Annotated in this window: 14 protein-coding genes; 1 reads left to right on the forward strand and 13 read right to left on the reverse strand. The window is 71.3% G+C overall.

What is annotated here, in order from left to right:
* Positions 1-59: 59 nt before the first annotated feature.
* From KBC94_RS24850 to KBC94_RS24890, 9 genes are all read right to left on the reverse strand, one after another.
* The gene (locus KBC94_RS24850) at positions 60-428 is read right to left on the reverse strand and encodes an HU family DNA-binding protein (RefSeq protein WP_017757950.1); all 369 of its coding nucleotides are present in this window, start codon (positions 426-428) and stop codon (positions 60-62) included.
* A 223-nt stretch (positions 429-651) separates the two neighbouring features.
* Complete coding sequence (locus KBC94_RS24855; protein ID WP_234193459.1) at positions 652-1,050, reverse strand: carboxypeptidase-like regulatory domain-containing protein; 399 nt, start codon at positions 1,048-1,050, stop codon at positions 652-654.
* Positions 1,051-1,161: 111 nt separating this feature from the next.
* Complete coding sequence (gene glcF / locus KBC94_RS24860; RefSeq protein ID WP_294376744.1) at positions 1,162-2,394, reverse strand: glycolate oxidase subunit GlcF; 1,233 nt, start codon at positions 2,392-2,394, stop codon at positions 1,162-1,164.
* Between the two features lie 46 nt (positions 2,395-2,440).
* Positions 2,441-3,277, reverse strand: coding sequence for a YoaK family protein (locus KBC94_RS24865; RefSeq protein ID WP_294376747.1), 837 nt, complete (start codon positions 3,275-3,277; stop codon positions 2,441-2,443).
* Positions 3,278-3,293: 16 nt separating this feature from the next.
* Complete coding sequence (glcE, locus tag KBC94_RS24870) at positions 3,294-4,400, reverse strand: glycolate oxidase subunit GlcE (protein ID WP_294376752.1); 1,107 nt, start codon at positions 4,398-4,400, stop codon at positions 3,294-3,296.
* A gap of 60 nt (positions 4,401-4,460) precedes the next feature.
* Positions 4,461-5,420, reverse strand: a complete 960-nt coding sequence (locus KBC94_RS24875; protein WP_294376754.1) for an SMP-30/gluconolactonase/LRE family protein — start codon at positions 5,418-5,420, stop codon at positions 4,461-4,463.
* A 169-nt stretch (positions 5,421-5,589) separates the two neighbouring features.
* Complete coding sequence (gene amt / locus KBC94_RS24880; RefSeq protein ID WP_294376757.1) at positions 5,590-7,128, reverse strand: ammonium transporter; 1,539 nt, start codon at positions 7,126-7,128, stop codon at positions 5,590-5,592.
* Positions 7,129-7,164: 36 nt separating this feature from the next.
* Entirely contained in the window at positions 7,165-7,503 is a 339-nt protein-coding gene (glnK, locus tag KBC94_RS24885) for a P-II family nitrogen regulator (RefSeq protein WP_017762018.1), read from the reverse strand.
* 70 nt (positions 7,504-7,573) lie between these two features.
* The gene (locus tag KBC94_RS24890) at positions 7,574-8,431 is read right to left on the reverse strand and encodes a TorF family putative porin (RefSeq protein ID WP_294376794.1); all 858 of its coding nucleotides are present in this window, start codon (positions 8,429-8,431) and stop codon (positions 7,574-7,576) included.
* Between the two features lie 207 nt (positions 8,432-8,638).
* Between KBC94_RS24890 and KBC94_RS24895 the strand changes: the two genes are divergently transcribed.
* Positions 8,639-10,177: a YifB family Mg chelatase-like AAA ATPase gene (locus tag KBC94_RS24895; RefSeq protein WP_294376762.1), complete on the forward strand. Its 1,539-nt coding sequence runs from the start codon at positions 8,639-8,641 to the stop codon at positions 10,175-10,177.
* A gap of 11 nt (positions 10,178-10,188) precedes the next feature.
* Here the strand turns inward: KBC94_RS24895 and KBC94_RS24900 are convergent, their stop codons facing one another.
* From KBC94_RS24900 to KBC94_RS24915, 4 genes are read right to left on the reverse strand one after another with little or no spacing between them, the layout of a single operon-like run.
* A complete protein-coding gene (locus KBC94_RS24900; RefSeq protein WP_294376766.1) occupies positions 10,189-14,121 on the reverse strand; it encodes a molybdopterin cofactor-binding domain-containing protein in 3,933 nt (1,310 codons plus the stop codon).
* Positions 14,118-14,609, reverse strand: a complete 492-nt coding sequence (locus tag KBC94_RS24905; RefSeq protein ID WP_294376769.1) for a (2Fe-2S)-binding protein — start codon at positions 14,607-14,609, stop codon at positions 14,118-14,120. The genes KBC94_RS24900 and KBC94_RS24905 overlap by 4 nt, the downstream gene beginning before the upstream one ends.
* 20 nt (positions 14,610-14,629) lie before the next feature.
* The gene (gene pncA / locus KBC94_RS24910) at positions 14,630-15,364 is read right to left on the reverse strand and encodes a bifunctional nicotinamidase/pyrazinamidase (RefSeq protein ID WP_294376771.1); all 735 of its coding nucleotides are present in this window, start codon (positions 15,362-15,364) and stop codon (positions 14,630-14,632) included.
* 30 nt (positions 15,365-15,394) lie between these two features.
* Complete coding sequence (locus tag KBC94_RS24915) at positions 15,395-16,129, reverse strand: ABC transporter ATP-binding protein (RefSeq protein WP_294376776.1); 735 nt, start codon at positions 16,127-16,129, stop codon at positions 15,395-15,397.
* Positions 16,130-16,480 lie beyond the last annotated feature (351 nt).

Raw genomic sequence — 16,480 nt, forward strand, 5'->3', positions numbered from 1 at the left:
GAGGCCCCGAAGGGCCTCTCGTTGTCTGCTTCGGCACCGCATCCGGTGCCGAAGCACCATCAGGCCTTCTTGGCCTTCTTGGCAGCGGGCTTCTTGGCAGCCGGCTTGGCGGCGGCGGCCTTCTCGGCCTTGTCGGCCTTGCGCTTGGCGGCCTTCGGGTCCACGGCGGCCTTGAAGGCGGCGCCCGGCACGAACTTCGGCACCTTCTGGGCGGCGATCTTGATCTTCTCGCCGGCTTGCGGGTTGAAACCGGTGCGGGCGGCGCGGGCCACCTGCTTGAAGGTGCCGAAACCCACCAGGGTCACGCTGTCGCCCTTCTTGACGGCGGTGACGATGCTGCTGGTGATGGTCTCCAGGATGCGGCCGGCTTCGGCCTTGGAGACGTCATGGGCGGAGGCGATCTTTTCGATGAATTCGAGACGGTTCAAGATTGGGTTCCTAGAGTTGCTTCGATCTGCGCCGGGGCCGGCGCGCGGTGCGCGCCCCCCCGAGCGAGGCGCGAAGTGTAGTGGAGCCGCATGACCCCGTGCAGCGGGTTGCGCAGGCGCATCGCGCCGAAACCCCACTCGTCAGCGGATCGACGCGCTGCATGCCGAGGACGCGCGTCGCGGCATCCGCGGCCCGCCCGGCGGAGCCGTCCGCCGAGCCCACTCAGAAGCGGAAGTCGGCCGTCTTCGGCCCACCGCCCAGGCTCAGCTCGCGCCGCTGGGTACGGCCTTCGAAGGTGGCTTCCACCACGTAGGCACCGGCGGGCAGGTCCACCAGGCAGACCGGGCCATCGGCGCGCAGCGAGAGGCCGGCGCCGCCCTGGGCACCCCGGATCTCCACCGCCACCGAAGCGAGATAGGCACCATCGGCCCGCGCGAACAGCAGCGACAGCGGATGCGACTTCATCGCCGAGCGCATGGCGGTGGATTCGTCCGAGCCGATGCCGCCGCACACGTAGCGGCCCTGGCCGGCCTCGGTCCACGGCGGCATCTGGGCATGGGCCAGGCCCGCGGTGCAGGCAGCGGCGAGCGCGGCGGACATCAGGAATTGGCGTGAAGGCATGGAAGGTCTCCTCGAAAAAACGAAAGAGATGCTGGCCTCGAAAGGCCCTGGCCGGCTGTCGGACCGCAGCGCCCGCCGGCGTGCGGCCGCGCCGGAAGACGCTCGGGACGCTCAGGCCCGCGGCTGCAGCGCCTCGTCCAGCCACTCCACCCAATGCCGCACCGGCAGCTCGGTGCCGGCCTGCAGATGGGTGATGCAACCGATATTGGCCGAGGCCACGGCCTCGGGCTGCAGCCGCTCCAGGTGGCCCAGCTTGCGTTCGCGCAGTTGCGTCGACAGTTCGGGCTGCAGCACCGAGTAGGTGCCGGCCGAGCCGCAGCAGAGGTGGCTTTCGGTCTGCGTCACGCGCACGTCGAAGCCCAGCGCGCGCAGGCCCGATTCGACACCCCCACGCAGCTTCTGTCCGTGCTGCAACGTGCAGGGCGGGTGATAGGCGATCACGCCCTGGGGCGCCTTCACGCGCTCGCGCAGCAGTGGCACCAGGGCCGGCAGCAACTCGCCCAGGTCGCGGGTGAGGCGCGAGACCTCGCGGGCCTTGTCGGCATAGGCCGGGTCATGCGCCAGCGCATGACCGTAGTCCTTCAGCGCGGCGCCGCAGCCCGAGGCATTGCTGACGATGGCCTCCACGCCGCCGCCCTGCAGCAGCGGCCACCAGGCGTCGATGTTGGCGCGCATCTGGTCCAGCGCGCCGGCCTGGTCGTTCAGGTGGAAGCGGATGGCACCGCAGCAGCCGCCCGCCTGCGGCACCACGGCCTCGATGCCGGCCGCATCGAGCACGCGGGCGGTGGCCGCATCGATGGACGGCGCCATGGCCGGCTGCACGCAGCCCATGGGCAGCAGCACCTTGCGCGCATGGCTGTGGCGCGGCCAGGCGCCGGCGGCGCGCGGCGCGGGCACCTTGGCTTTGAGGCTGGATGGCAGCAGGCCGCGCACGGCCTGGCCGAGCTTCATGGCGGGCGCGAACAGCGGCGAGTTCAGGCCTTCCTTGAGCAGCCAGCGCGTGGCGCGTTCGCCGGCCGGCCGCGGCACCTGCTCGTCCACGATCTTGCGGCCGATGTCCACCAGGTGGCCGTACTGCACGCCGCTGGGGCAGGTGCTTTCGCAGTTGCGGCAGGTCAGGCAGCGGTCCAGGTGCTGCTGGGTGGCACGCGTGGGCGTGCGGCCTTCGAGCACCTGCTTGATGAGGTAGATGCGCCCGCGCGGCCCGTCCAGTTCGTCGCCCAGCAGCTGGTAGGTGGGACAGGTGGCGGTGCAGAAGCCGCAGTGCACGCACTTGCGCAGGATGGCCTCGGCCTCGCGACCTTCGGGCGTGCCCTGGTACTGGGGGGAGAGTTCGGTCTGCATCGTGTCTCGTCGTAGGTGTCTGTCGTGGGACCGCGCGGCGCTGCGCTCAGGAAGGCGGCCGCTGCTGCTGCGGTGGCTCTGCGGCTGCGGCGCGGTGCCTGCGCAGCCGCAGCCGGCCCAGCCAGCCGAAGGTCCACGCCCGCAGGGCCTGGTTGTGGCGCAGGTCGTCCAGGTAGGGCGGCAGCGACAGCCACAGCAGCAGTGCGGCCAGCGGCAGCACGCAGATGAAGCCCAGGTACTTGAAGCCGGTGGCTCCGGCCAGCCCACCCGTCACGAAGGCCAGGATCAGGCCACCGAAGATGCGCACCCGCTCCAGGTTGGGCCGCACCCGCGTGGCATCGGTGCGCCGGCGGTTCCAGTACAGCGCCTTGCCCAGCTCGATGCCCAGGTCGGTGAAATTGCCGGTCATGTGGGTGGTGCGGATCTTTCCGCCGGAGATCTTCGACGCCAGCGCGTTCTGCAGCCCCATGATGAAGGACAGCAGCAGCACCGTCAGCGGCACGGCGAAGGGCGTGTGCCAGCCCAGCGTGAGCGCACCCATGAGCCCGAAGGGCAGCATGAGCGCGGCCTCCAGCAGCAGCGGCAGCGCGTAGACATGGGCCAGCCGGTAGTGGCGGCCCCAGTTGATCTGGATGGCCGCGGTGGCCGCCCCGGCCAGGAAGGCCAGGATGGCGCCCAGCGCGCCCAGCAGCAGCGTCATGTCGCCCATCACCAGCGAATCGGCCACCTGTGAGGTGAAGCCGGTCATGTGCGAGGTGTAGCGATGCAGCACCAGGAAGCCGCCCGCGTTGATGGCGCCGGCGTTGAAGGCCAGCAGCAGGCCCAGCGCCCGGTTGGTCGACGGGGCGCGATGGCGGCCGGTCAGGTGGCGCAGGCGGCGCATGGAGAAGGGAGGACGCTCAGAGCCCGGCCACCAGCCGGCCCGGGTTGAAGATGCCGGCGGGATCGAAGGCGGCCTTGAGCGCGCGGTGGATGTCCATCAGTGCAGGCGACAGCGGCGCGGGCTCGGCCCGCCGGCCCGCCGCGGCGCGGAAGGCCGCCGCCCAGCCACCGGCGGCGCGCACCGACTCGGCCAGGTCCACGGCACCGCCGGGGGGCACGGCGTACCAGCGCTGTGCACCATGCCATTCGATCAGCGGCGCGGACAGGCCGGCGGCCGCCAGCACGGGCGCCGTCTGCGGGACGCTGGCGCGCCAGAGGTCCAGGCCCTGCGCCGCGGCATCGGTGAAGAGGGCATGGCGCTGGTCGCGCAGGCTGCGCCACAGAGCGTCGGCCGCATCGGGCGGCAGCACCTCACCGCCGAGCTGGCGTCCGGCGGCCTGCACGGCGGCGACCGCGCCGCGCAGCCGCAGGTACAGCCGGCCGACGGCGCCGCCACCTGGCCCGGCCTGCCACACGCTGGCATTGAGCGGCAGCGGTTGCCCGCCCCAGGCATTGAGCAGGCGCAGGGCTTCGGCCTGGCTGCAGTCGAAGACGCGGGTGGCCTCGGCCGGGGCCATGGGCAGCACCTTGAGGCTCAGTTCGGTGATGACGCCCAGCGTGCCCCAGGCGCCGGCCAGCACGCGCGAGACGTCGTAGCCCGCCACGTTCTTCATCACCTGGCCGCCGAAGGTCAACAGTTCGCCACGGCCGTTGATCAGGCTGGCACCGAGCACGTAGTCGCGCACGGAGCCCACGCTGGCGCGGGCGGGGCCCGCCAGGCCGGCGGACACCATGCCGCCCACGGTGCCGCCCTCGCCGAAGTGCGGTGGCTCGAAGGGCAGGCACTGGCCGTGGGCCTGCAGCAGTGCCTCCAGCTCGGCCAGTGGCGTGCCGGCCTGCACGGTCACCACGAGTTCACTGGGCTCGTAGCTGGTGATGCCGGTCAGCGCGTCGAGCGCCAGCACTTCGCCATCGAGCGGCCCGCCGTGGAAATCCTTGGTGCCCGCGCCGCGCAGGCGCAAAGGACGCTTCTGGGCCGCCGCGGCGCGCACGCGCTCGGCGATCTGGGACTGGGCGGGGGTCATCCGCGGGATGGTACGTCAGGGTCTCTCTTGGACGTCTTGATTCGCACCAGCTCCGGCCTCTCAGTCCTCGAAGAAGGCGACGGGCCGGCCGGGTGCGTCCATGCGCCGCCAGAGCACCTGCCCGGCCATCGGCTGCCGTGCCAGCTCGTCGGCCGGGCGGCCCTTGCGGGCGGTGGTGACGAAGAGCGTGCGCAGGTCGTCGCCCCCGAAGCAGGGCATGGTGGGGCAGCGCGCGGGCACCGGCAGCACGTCGGTGGTGCGCCCCTGCGCGTCCAGCGCCTGCAACTGGCCGCCCTCGAACATGGCCACCCAGTAGCGGCCATCGGCGTCCATCGTCGCGCCGTCCGGACGGCCGTCGTAGGGCTGGTCCGAGCCGGGGGTCCAGCCGGCCGGCTTGGGATCGAACTGGCGGAACAGGCGCTCGCCCGCCAGCCCGTGCGGCTCGGCCTCCCAGTCGTACTGCCGCACGGCATGGGCATTGGTGTCGGCCCAGTACACACGCGACAGCTCGGGCACCAGCACCAGGCCGTTGGCGGTGATGGCCTCGCCGGCCATGCGCTGCACGCGGGGCGCGCCGCCGCCGCGGGCATCGATGCAGTAGAGCGCGGCGATCGGCCGGTCCTTGGGCTCCTGCAGCGTGCCGGCCCACAGGCGCCCCTGGGGGTCGCATTTGCCATCGTTGAAGCGCATGGTGGCCGTGTCATGGTCGAAGGCGGCGATGCACTGCAGCGCGCCGCCCCATTCGCGGGCCCGGTAGATGCCGTCGCGCAGCGCGATCACCAGGCCGCCGCGGCGGGCCGGCGCCATGCAGCCCGGCTCCTGCGGCAAGGCCCAGCGCTCGACGACAGCCTGGCCGCTGGCGATGTCGCCGCGGGTGCGCAGCGCCTGCCGCCCCGGGATGTCCAGCCAGTACAGCGCGCGTTCGTCCGGATGCCAGAAGGGCGATTCACCCAGGGCGCTATCGCTGCCCGGCAGAGCCGTCCAGCCCAGGGGATCGTTGGGGGGGATGAGGTCAGGCATGCCGGATTATTGGTGGCAGGGCACAGGGGCCTGCGGGGCCCGGTCCCAAAAAAAATGGCCCGCTCATGCCGAAGCACTTGCGGGCCGAACATCCAAAGGAGACTCTCGCTAAAACATTCTTTCGTCCGCCACGCCGCCCTCGGTGCGGCGAAGTGGCGGCGGTGGTCGATCAGCGGTTGTAGGCCGTCTCGCCGTGGGCGGTGATGTCGAGGCCTTCGCGCTCTTCCTCTTCGCTCACACGCAGACCCACGGTCAGGTCGGCGATCTTGTAGGCGATGAAGGAGACCACGGCCGACCAGACGATGGTCAGCAGCACGCCCTTGAGCTGGATCCAGACCTGGGCGCCAATGCCGTTGGAGCCGACGGTGGCCGTGACCCAGTCGGTCACCAGGCCGGGGCCGCCCAGCGCCTGGGTGTTGAACACGCCGGTCAGCAGGGCACCCACGATGCCGCCCACGCCGTGCACGCCGAACACGTCCAGCGAGTCGTCGGCGCCGAGCAGGCGCTTGAGGCCCGACACGCCCCACAGGCAGGCGAAGCCGGCGATGAAGCCCATGACGATGGCACCCATCAGGCCCACGTTGCCGGCGGCCGGGGTGATGGCCACCAGGCCGGCGACGGCGCCGGAGGCGGCGCCCAGCATCGAGGCCTTGCCCTTGTGCAGCGCTTCACCCAGCGACCAGGCCAGCACGGCGGCGGCGGTGGCGGAGAAGGTGTTGATGAAGGCGAGCACGGCGCTGTTGCCGGCTTCCAGGGCCGAGCCGGCGTTGAAGCCGAACCAGCCCACCCACAGCAGCGAGGCACCGACCATGGTCAGCGTCAGCGAGTGCGGCGTGAAGGCTTCCTTGCCGAAACCGATGCGCTTGCCGATCACGTAGGCACCCACCAGACCGGCGACGGCGGCGTTGATGTGCACCACGGTGCCGCCCGCGAAGTCGAGCGCGCCCCATTGCCAGATCAGGCCGGCCTTGGCGTTGGTGGCGTCCACCACGTCGGCGGCGGTGTAGGCGTCCGGACCCATCCAGAACCAGACCATGTGGGCCAGCGGGGTGTAGCTGAAGGTGAACCAGATCACCATGAACACCAGCACGCCGGAGAACTTGGCACGCTCGGCGAAGGCACCCACGATCAGGCAGCAGGTGATGCCGGCGAAGGTGGCCTGGAAGGCGGCGAACAGCAGCTCGGGGATGTAGACGCCCTTGCTGAAGGTCGCGCCGGGCGCGAAGGCGCCGGTGGCCGGGTCGAAGATGCCCTTCATGAACAGCCGGTCGAAGCCGCCGATGAAGGCGTTGCCCTCGGTGAAGGCCAGGCTGTAGCCATAGATGCACCACAGCACGACGATCAGCGAGAAGGTGACGAACACCTGCATCAGCACGCTGAGCATGTTCTTGCTGCGCACCAGGCCGCCGTAGAACAGGGCCAGGCCGGGGACGGTCATCAGGATCACGAGCAGCGTGGACACCAGCATCCAGGCCACGTCGCCCTTGTCGATCTTGGGAGCAGGTGCGGCAGCAGCGGCGGCATCGGCCGGTGCTGCAGCGGGTGCTGCGGCGGCGGGCGCGGCCGGAGCGGCGGCTGCAGGCGCAGCGGCGGCCGGCGCGGACGCCGCCGGGGCCTCGGTGCTGGCGGCGGGCGCCTGCGCGAAGCTGGACACGCCAGCCGTAAGGACGCTCAGGCCGAGCGCCAGGGATACAAGGAACTTCTTCATCTTGGTCTTTCTTGTGCCTTCTTCTGCTGCGTCGGTTTAGAGCGCCTCGCGGCCGGTCTCACCCGTGCGGATGCGGACGACCTGCTCCAGGTTGAACACGAAGATCTTGCCGTCGCCGATCTTGCCGGTGCGCGCAGCGCTTTCCACGGCCTCGATGACGCGGTCGACCAGCTCGTCGGCAACCGCCGCCTCGATCTTGACCTTGGGCAGGAAGTCGACGACGTATTCGGCACCGCGGTAGAGCTCGGTGTGGCCCTTCTGGCGGCCGAAGCCCTTCACCTCGGTCACGGTGATGCCCTGCACGCCGATGGCGGAAAGGGCCTCGCGCACCTCGTCGAGCTTGAAGGGTTTGATGATGGCTGTGATCAGCTTCACGATTTCTCTCCTCTGGGATGAACCGGGCGCGGCAGCCGCCGCGCCCACCTGTCGGCTGGCTGGCGCGACCTCAGAAGGTCTTGGTCAGCGTGGCGATGAAGCGTGCCTTGTTGGGCGACTCGCTGTAGGTGAAGGTGCCCAGGCCGATGGCGCTGTAGTCGTAGACGGCGGTGGTGGCCTGGTAGGCATCCTTCTTGTTGGCACCCACGATGGCGCCCGTCAGGCTCAGGCCGCCACCGAAGTCGTAGGTGGCACCCACGTTGTAGTCGACGTAGCTCTTGTAGGGCGTGTTGCGGCGGATGTCGCTGGACAGGTGCGTGTAGCCCACGGCGGCCTTGAGCGTCAGGTTGGGCAGCACGGCCTTGCTGTACGACACGTTCAGATAGCCGGTGCCGCGGCCCTTCCAGCCCGTGGTGCGGTTGCTGGCGAAGCCGAAGTAGTCCTTGGAGACGGTGCTGGAGTACTTGACGGTGAACGAGCCGATGGCGTCGTCGCTCCAGGTGGCGGCGCCGTACAGCTCGGTGGTGTTGCCGTTGCGGTTGCCCGGGTAGATGTAGGTCAGGGCACCGAAGTCGAGGTCGAAGGGGCCGGCCTTGAACTTGTAGCCGCCGTAGATGTCGCTCTCGATGGAATTGCCGGCGAGCCAGTTGACGCTGGAGTTCCAGTTGCCGACGTAGAAGCCGCTTTCGTGGGCGTAGTCAAAGCCGCCCTGGATGGCGGGCTTGAGGGCCTTGGTCTTGTAGTAGCCGTTGTTGCCGATGACGTCCTGGTCCTGGCCCCGGAACTTGTAGTTGGTGGTCAGCGAGATGTTGGCAGTGATGGGCGAGGCCTCGGGGGCAGCGGCGGGCGCCGTCTGGGCGCTGGCCGCACCGGCGGCAGCAGCCAGGCAGAAGGCAATCGTTGCCGTCTTGATCGTGGCCGGACGGATCTTCATCGGGTAACTCCTCGCAAGTGGTGTTCGTTGGAGTTCCCCTCAAAGCAGGGAGCGTGCCAAAAGACAGCCGCGTCCTACGCATGTGAAGTGCTCCACACCCCCACAAGAAAAATTCGCGAGCGCTTCATGCAGGGGCCGGGCTCCTGTTCAATGCATGAAACAGGATCGGTGCAACGCACCAAATCAGGGAGAAGATGAGCGATGAGCCTTTCTTTGGTGCAGACGCGCGCTTTGGTGGCGCTTGAATCGGCGCCAGTCACCGTCGAGGTGCATCTGGCCAATGGCCTGCCCAGCTTCACGCTGGTCGGATTGGCCGATGTGGAGGTCAAGGAGGCCCGCGAGCGGGTCCGCTCCGCCATCCAGAACTCGGGGCTGGCCTTTCCGCACGACCGCCGCATCACGGTGAACCTGGCGCCGGCCGACCTGCCGAAGGATTCCGGCCGCTTCGACCTGCCCATCGCACTGGGCATCCTCGCGGCGAGCGGGCAGATCGATGGGGCGCGACTCGCGGGCCACGAATTCGCGGGTGAGCTGTCGCTTTCGGGTGACCTGCGCCCCGTGCGCGGCGCCCTGGCCACCGCGCTGGCGGCCGAGGGCCCGTCGCCACGCCCCGTCCTGGTGCTGCCACTGGCCAGCGCGCGGGAGGCCGCGCTGGTCCCCGGCGCCGCGGTCTATGGCGCGGCGCACCTGCTCGATGTGGTGCGCCCCTTCCTGCCGCCCGACACGCTGGCGCAGGTGGAAGACGGCCCGGGCTGGGTGCGCATGGTTCCGCCAGAGCTGGCCGGTCATGCGCCCGACGGACCGGACCTGGCGGACGTGAAGGGCCAGGCCGCCGCCCGCCGCGCGCTGGAGATCGCGGCCGCCGGCGGCCACAGCCTGCTGATGGTCGGCCCACCCGGCGCCGGCAAGTCGATGCTGGCGCAGCGGCTGGCCGGCCTGCTGCCACCGATGGACGTGCAGGAGGCGCTGGAGAGCGCCGCCATCGCCAGCCTGGCCGGTCGCTTCGACCCGCAGCGCTTCATGCAGCGGGTGGTGGCCAGCCCGCATCACACGGCGAGTGCGGTGGCGCTGGTGGGCGGCGGCTCGCCACCGCGGCCGGGCGAGATCTCGCTGGCGCACCACGGCGTGCTCTTCCTGGACGAGCTGCCCGAATTCCCCCGCGCCGCCCTGGAGGCGCTGCGCGAGCCGCTGGAGACCGGCACCATCTCCATCGTTCGGGCCGCGCGGCGGGCGCAGTTCCCGGCGCGCTTCCAGCTGGTGGCGGCGATGAACCCCTGTCCCTGCGGCCATCTGGGCTCGCGCCTGCATGCCTGTCGCTGCTCGCCCGACCAGGTGGCGCGCTACCAGGCGCGCATCAGCGGCCCGCTGCTGGACCGCATCGACCTGCATGTGGACGTGCAGGCCATCGACCCGCGGGAGCTGCTGGGCGCCCCCGCCGGCGAGTCGAGCGCCGCCGTACGCGAACGCGTGGCCGCGGCGCGCGCCATCGCGCTGCAGCGCCAGGGCAGTGCCAACCAGGCCCTGGCCGGCCAGGCGCTTGATGCCCATGCCGGCGCCGATGCCGCCGCCCTCGCCTTCCTGCAGAAGGCGGCCACGCGCCTGGGCTGGAGCGCACGGGCCACGCACCGCGCCTTGCGGGTGGCCCGCACCATCGCCGACCTGGCAGGTGCCGAGACCATCGGCGCCCTGCACGTGGGCGAGGCGATGCAATACCGGCGCACGCTGAGCGCGGCGCCCTGATCCGGCCGGCGTCAGTGCCCGGCCGGCGCGCCATGCCCCGGCGCCGCCCGCACCCGCGCCACCTGCGCGGGCAGGTCGGCCCAGGCCGGCGCCTGCGGGGCGAAGCGGGCGCGCATGTAGCCCGCCAGCTCGGCGACCTGCGCATCGTCCAGCGCGTCGCGGAAGGCGGGCATGAAGCCGATGTCCCGCGTGGGCGGCGTGCGCACGCCGTCGAGGATGGTGCGGATCAGGTTGTCGGGCCGGGTGCTGGTGAGCTGGCTGTTGAGGGCCAGCGGCACGTTGGCGCCCAGCAGCGTGGGGCCGTCGCCGTCGTGGTGGCAGGCGGCGCAGGCCGACTCGAACATGCGCTGGGGCGCGCCCAGCAACGCACCCTGCCCGGCCACGGCACGCTGCACCGCCTGCGTGGCGATGGCCTGCGGATCGGCCGCGGGCGCCGGGTTGAAGCTGGCCAGGTAGGTGGCCATGGCACGCACGTCGGTGTCGGGCAGCTCCTGCAGCCCGTGGACGACCTCGGCCATGGGCCCGCCCGCGATGCCGTGCCGCGGCGAATGGCCGTGGCGCAGGTAGGCGTAGAGGCTGTCCGCATCCCAGGGCACGGCGTTGGTGGAGCGGGCCGTGAGGGCCGGCGCCTCCCAGCCGTCGATCAGCGCGCCGGACAGGAAGTCAGCGCCGGCTTTCTCCGCACCCAAGGTGTTGCGTGGGCTGTGGCAGGCGGCGCAGTGGCCCAGGCCGTTGACCAGGTAGGCGCCGCGGTTCCATTCGGCGCTCTGGCCGGCGACGGGCTGGTAGGGCGTGGGGTCGTGGAACAGGCCGTTCCAGCCGGCCATGAGCGGGCGCAGGTTGAAGGGGAAGCGCAGGTCGTTGGCCGGCATGAGGGCCGGACCGCCATCCTCGCGCGCGCCGGCCTTCACCGGCGGCAGGGACATGAAGTAGGCGTAGAGCGCCTGCAGGTCGTCGTCGCTGGTCTTGGCGAAGGCGGTGTACGGGAAGGCCGGGTACAGGTGGCGGCCGTCGCGCGAGATTCCCTCACGCATCGCGCGCTGGAAGGCGGTGAAGGACCAGCGGCCCAGGCCCGTCTCGGCATCGGGCGTGAGGTTGGTCGTGTGGATCGTGCCGAAGGGGGTGTGCATGGCCCGGCCACCGGCATTCGGCAGGCCGCCGTCGGCCGTGTGGCAGACGGCGCAGTCGCCGGCCGCGGCCAGTTGGCGGCCGCGTTCGATGGTCTGGGCGCTGTAGGCGGGTGCGCTGAAATTGACGGGCGCGATGGCCGGCCGCCAGCCGAGCAGGCCCGCCACCGCGCCGATGGCGCCGACGAGCAGGCCGGCAATGAGGGCCGGCCAACCTTTGCGACGCGGGGCGAGGGTCTGGCTCCTTCCCCCGCTGGGGGAAGGCTGGGATGGGGGCTGCGGCGCTCGATCAGGCGACGGCGTGGTGGACTGGCCCCCACCCCCGCCCTCCCCCAGCGGGGGAAGGAGTGAAGACAGCGCCGCCAGCACCTTCTCCGGCGTGAACGGCGGCTCGCGCAGACGCACGCCCGTCGCATCGAAGATGGCATTGGCGATGGCCGCCGTGCCCGGCACCGACGCCGACTCGCCCGCACCCAGCGGCGACTCGCCGGGGCGCGGCATCTGCAGCACCTCGATGACCGGCACCTCGCGGAAGTGCAGGATCGGATAACTGCCCCATTCGCGCGTGGCGACCACGCCGGCTGGCGGCATGCCGGGCAGCGGGGCCTTCACCGGGACCGGCGGCTTGCCGACGCCGGCCGGCTGCGGGGCAGGCGCGAAGCGCACCTCCTCCTTCAGCGCGCGGCTGGTGGTCTGGATGACATTGCCGTGCACCTGGTGCTCGACGCCGGCCGGGTTGACCGTCAGACCCGCATCGTGGCCGACGACCACGCGGCGCACATGCACCTCGCCGGTCCGGCGGTTGACCTCCACGTCGGCCACCCAGGCCGCCCAGGCCGCGCCGAAGCCGGGCCACTTGCTGTGGATGTAGCGGGCGTACGCGAAGCCCTGTCCAAAAAGGATGTCGCCCCCCGGGCCCACCCGGGACTGCACCGGCCGCGAGGGATGGTCCCCATGCGCATCCTCCTGCGGCCCGGTGCGCCAGCGCCAGCCGGCTTTCTGCGCCGTGGCCTGGATCAGCTCGCGCGCCCGCTCGTCGGGCAGGTGGCGCAGACGGAACTGCACCGGGTCCACGCCCGCGGCCGTGGCCAGCTCGTCGATGAAGCTCTCGTGCGCGAAGGAATTGGGCAGGGCCGAGACGCCGCGCAGCCACGAGGCGCGCACGATGGGCGCCATGTCGCGCACCTGCACCCGCAGGTGGTCGTAGGCATAGGGCGGCCGCGCGGTGCGGTCGCCCATCTCGTAGGCCTGGGCCAGCGGCTCCACGGTGCGGGTGAGCAGCAGGGCCAGTGTGGGCGCACCGTTGCTCGGGTAGCTGGTCTGGAAGTCGTAGGCCGCGATGCCGCCTTCGGGCGACAGGGCGCCGGCCACTTCCATCAGTTGGGCCGTGCCCTTGGGCTCCCACAGGTGCTCCTGCTCGCGGCTGAGCTGCACACGCACCGGCGCGCGGGCCGCGCGGGCCAGCAGCGCGGCATCGGCCGCCACGTCGTCGGCGCCGTTGCGGCCATAGCAGCCGGCGGCCTCCAGGCGGACCACGTCGACTTCGACGTCCTGCAGGTCCAGCAGGCGGGCGAGGTCCGCACGCAGCACATGGGGGTTCTGCGTGCCGGCCCAGCAGCGCAGGCGCACGCGGCCGGGTCCGGCGCTGGGCCCGCCTTCGCGGCCGGCGCCCTTCTGGCCGTCACCTGCGCCACGCCCATCGGCGCCGCCCTGGCTGCTGCCGTCGCCGTCGTCCGGCTCCCACTGCGCCACCGCGCATGAAGGCCCGATGGACGCATGCAGCTGGTACGGCCACAGGTAGGTGCGGCGCAGCGTGCCCTCGCCCGCCAGGGCGGCCTCGACATCGCCCTCGTCCACCAGCGTGCGCGTGGTGGCGGGGTTGGCGCGGATGGCATCCGCCACCTTGCCCGCGCCGGCCAGATCGGGCATGCCGGGCCAGGCCTTCCAGCGGACGCGCAGCTCGCGCATGGCCTGCTCGGCGTGTTCCTCGCGCTCGGCCACCACGCCGACGAAGTCGCGGATGACCACCACGGCGCGGATGCCGGGGATGTGGGCGATGGACGACTCGTCCACCGACTCCAGCGTGTTGCCGATGAAGTCGCCATGGTCCGCGCCGGCATAGGGCGGGCGGATCACGCGGCCGTGCAGCATGCCGGGCAGGCGCATGTCGTGCACGAAGGCCAGCTCGCCAGCCAGCTTGGCGGGGATGTCGATGCGCGGCTGCGGCGTGCCGACGATGCGGTAGTCCTCGGGCCGCTTGAGCGGCGCGGCCGGGTCCAGCCGCAGCAGGGTGCGCTGGCCGGCCAGCAACTCCGCGAAGGGCAGCGCCACACCCTCGGCCACGATGCGTCCGCCGTCGATGGCGAGTTCGTCCGCCGGCCGGCCGAGCCGCTCGGCGGCGCGCGCCAGCAGCCAGTGCCGCGCCTGCGCCGCCGCCAGCCGCAGCGGCTGTGCATGGATCTGGATCGAGGCGCTGGCGATGGTGGCGCCCTGGTTGGGCACCTGCGCCGTGTGGCCCAGCGCCATGGCGATGCAGGCCATGGGCACGTCCAGTTCCTCGGCCACGATCTGGGCCAGGGCCGTCTGGATGCCCGTGCCCAGGTCCACATGGCCGTTGAGGGCGGTGACGCTGCCGTCGTCCCAGACGGCGAGCAGGACTTCGTCGCCCTCCGCCGGATTGCCGGGCACGGCGGCGGGCTGGCCCTTGGCGGGCGGCGGCGGGAGCGGCGTGTCGCGCACGACGACCAGCACGCCCTCGGCGCCGAGGAAGTCGGCGCGCGTGCGGGGCTGGGCGGCGCGGCGCGGGTCGGCGGTCAACGCGCGGCCTCCGGTGCGGGCGCTACGCCGAACCGCGCGGCGGCCAGGCTCACGGCACGCAGGATCTCCACATGCGTCCCGCAGCGGCACAGGTTGCCCGACAGCTCACTGCGAATGCGCGCCTCGTCGGCCTGCGGCTCACGCGCGAGCAGTGCCGCGGCCTGCATCACCATGCCGTTGAGGCAGTAGCCGCACTGGGCGGCCTGCGCCTCCTCGAAGGCCTGCTGCACGGGATGGAAGTGCCCGCGCCGGCCCAGGCCTTCCAAGGTGGTGATGGCGCGCCCCGCCACGCCATGCGCGGGAATGACGCAGGCCCGCGCCGCGGTGCCGTCCACATGCACCGTGCAGGCGCCGCACTGGCCCAGGCCGCAACCGTACTTGGGCCCGTTCAGGCCGAGGTCGTTGCGCAGCAGGTGCAGCAGCGAGGCCTGGCGTGGCACCTCGCCCGCGAAGGGCTGGCCGTTGACGGTGAGCTGAAGCGCGGGCAAGGCAGGTCGCTCGAACCTTCTCAGGCGACGTCGGCCGACTGGATGCGCTTGACGCCCTTGGCCTGCATCTGCTGCCAGGCCTTGGCGAGCGAGCCGTTGAGGTCGATGGCGCGGGTCGCGTCCTCGATCACGTAGACGTTGAAGCCGGCGGCCCGCGCGTCGAGCGCCGTCCAGGCCACGCAGAAGTCCGTGGCCAGGCCCGTGACGTACACGGTCTTGATGCCGCGCGCCTTGAGGTAGCCCGCCAGGCCGGTGACGGTCTTGCGGTCGGCCTCCTGGAAGGCGGAGTAGCTGTCCACGCCCTTGTTGTAGCCCTTGCGGATGATGAGCTGGGCGGTGGGCAGCTTCAGGTCCTTGTGCAGGGCCGCGTCGTCGGTGCCCTGCACGCAGTGGTCGGGCCACAGCACCTGGTTGCCGTAGTTCAGCTTGATGCTGTCGAAAGGCTTGGTGCCGTTGTGGGCGCTGGCGAAGGAGGTGTGGCCGGGCGTGTGCCAGTCCTGCGTGACGACGATGTTCTGGAACTTGGGCGCCAGCGCATTGATGACCGGCACCACGTCGGCGCCGCCCTTGACGGGCAGCGTGCCGCCGTCGACGAAGCAGTTCTGCACGTCGACCACGATCAGCGCGGCCTGGGCGCTGGGGCTGATCTTCTTCGCGTCGGCCGCCAGCAGCGGCGGCGCGATGGCGGCCGCGCCGAGGGCGGCGGCGGCCTGCAGGAAATGGCGGCGTGGGTTGGCGGTGCGCAGCATGGTCATCATCGGTCCCTCCGAGGACAGGTTTGGAAATCAGACGCTGAGGTAGGCCCGTCGCACTTCATCATTGGCCGCCAGCTCGTCCATGGTGGCCTGGTAGCGGATCTGGCCTTTTTCCAGCACGTAAGCACGGTCCGAGACGAGTTCGGCGAAGTGCATGTTCTGCTCCGACAGCAGGATGGACACGCCCTGGGCCTTGAGCTCCAGGATCATCTGCGCCATCTGCTCCACGATGACCGGCGCGACGCCTTCGGAGGGCTCGTCGAGCAGCACGAGGTAGGGGTTGCCCATGAGCGTGCGCGCGACGGTGAGCATCTGCTGCTCGCCGCCGCTCATGCGGCCGCCGGGGCGGTCGGGCATCTCGCCGAGGTTGGGGAAGAGCTTGAACAGCTTCTCGGGCGTCCATAGCGGCGCGGCGCCGCCGTCGGCCCATTGGCGGCCGGCCTGGCGGCCGACTTCGAGGTTCTCCATGACCGTGAGGTCGGTGAAGACACGCCGGTCCTCGGGCACGAAGCCCAGGCCCAGGCGGGCGGCGTGGTGCGGCTCGGTCCTGGAGATGTCGTGGCCCAGGAAGCGGATGCTGCCGCGGCGCTTGGCGAGCATGCCCATCAGCGCCTTGAGGGTGGTCGACTTGCCGGCGCCGTTGCGGCCCATGAGGGCGACGACTTCGCCGCGGCGCACTTCCAGGTCCACGTCGTAGAGGATCTGGGCAGCGCCGTACCAGGCGCAGAGGGACTTGGCTTCGAGCAGGACGGGCGGGGTGCTCACTGGTGGGGCCTTGTTGTGGGTGTCGTTGCGAACGTTGGGAGCGTCCGGTTCTGAATGACTTTCGCAGTGGTGCGCGTGCTCGCAGCTTCAATGGCGGTGGGGGCGGCGCGGCGGGGCCGGGCTGCCAGGGGCTCAGACGGTGGCGGTCGATGCTGCGCATCGACTCCGCTGCGATGCGCGGTCAGGGGGCGCGTCGCATAACTCGCTGCGCTGCCTGCGGCAGCTGGAGTGAACCCCTGCGGCTGGACCACCGATAGTTGTAGAGACTGATACGCTGGCTGGGCCTTCACCAGGAGAAGGTTCATGACCGCAAGATCGACATACCGCCAGCATTCGCTGGAGTTCAAGTTG

The organism is Pseudacidovorax sp. (assembly GCF_017991995.1).
Taxonomy (GTDB): Bacteria; Pseudomonadota; Gammaproteobacteria; order Burkholderiales; family Burkholderiaceae_C; genus Xenophilus.

Bases quoted from the DNA above. Each gene is read 5' to 3' on its own strand.
- KBC94_RS24855 (WP_234193459.1), bottom strand. From the start codon at position 1,050: ATGCCTTCACGCCAATTCCTGATGTCCGCCGCGCTCGCCGCTGCCTGC.
- KBC94_RS24865 (WP_294376747.1), bottom strand. From the start codon at position 3,277: ATGCGCCGCCTGCGCCACCTGACCGGCCGCCATCGCGCCCCGTCGACC.
- amt (WP_294376757.1), bottom strand. From the start codon at position 7,128: ATGAAGAAGTTCCTTGTATCCCTGGCGCTCGGCCTGAGCGTCCTTACG.
- glcE (WP_294376752.1), bottom strand. From the start codon at position 4,400: ATGACCCCCGCCCAGTCCCAGATCGCCGAGCGCGTGCGCGCCGCGGCG.
- KBC94_RS24895 (WP_294376762.1), top strand. From the start codon at position 8,639: ATGAGCCTTTCTTTGGTGCAGACGCGCGCTTTGGTGGCGCTTGAATCG.
- pncA (WP_294376771.1), bottom strand. From the start codon at position 15,364: ATGACCATGCTGCGCACCGCCAACCCACGCCGCCATTTCCTGCAGGCC.
- glcF (WP_294376744.1), bottom strand. From the start codon at position 2,394: ATGCAGACCGAACTCTCCCCCCAGTACCAGGGCACGCCCGAAGGTCGC.
- KBC94_RS24875 (WP_294376754.1), bottom strand. From the start codon at position 5,420: ATGCCTGACCTCATCCCCCCCAACGATCCCCTGGGCTGGACGGCTCTG.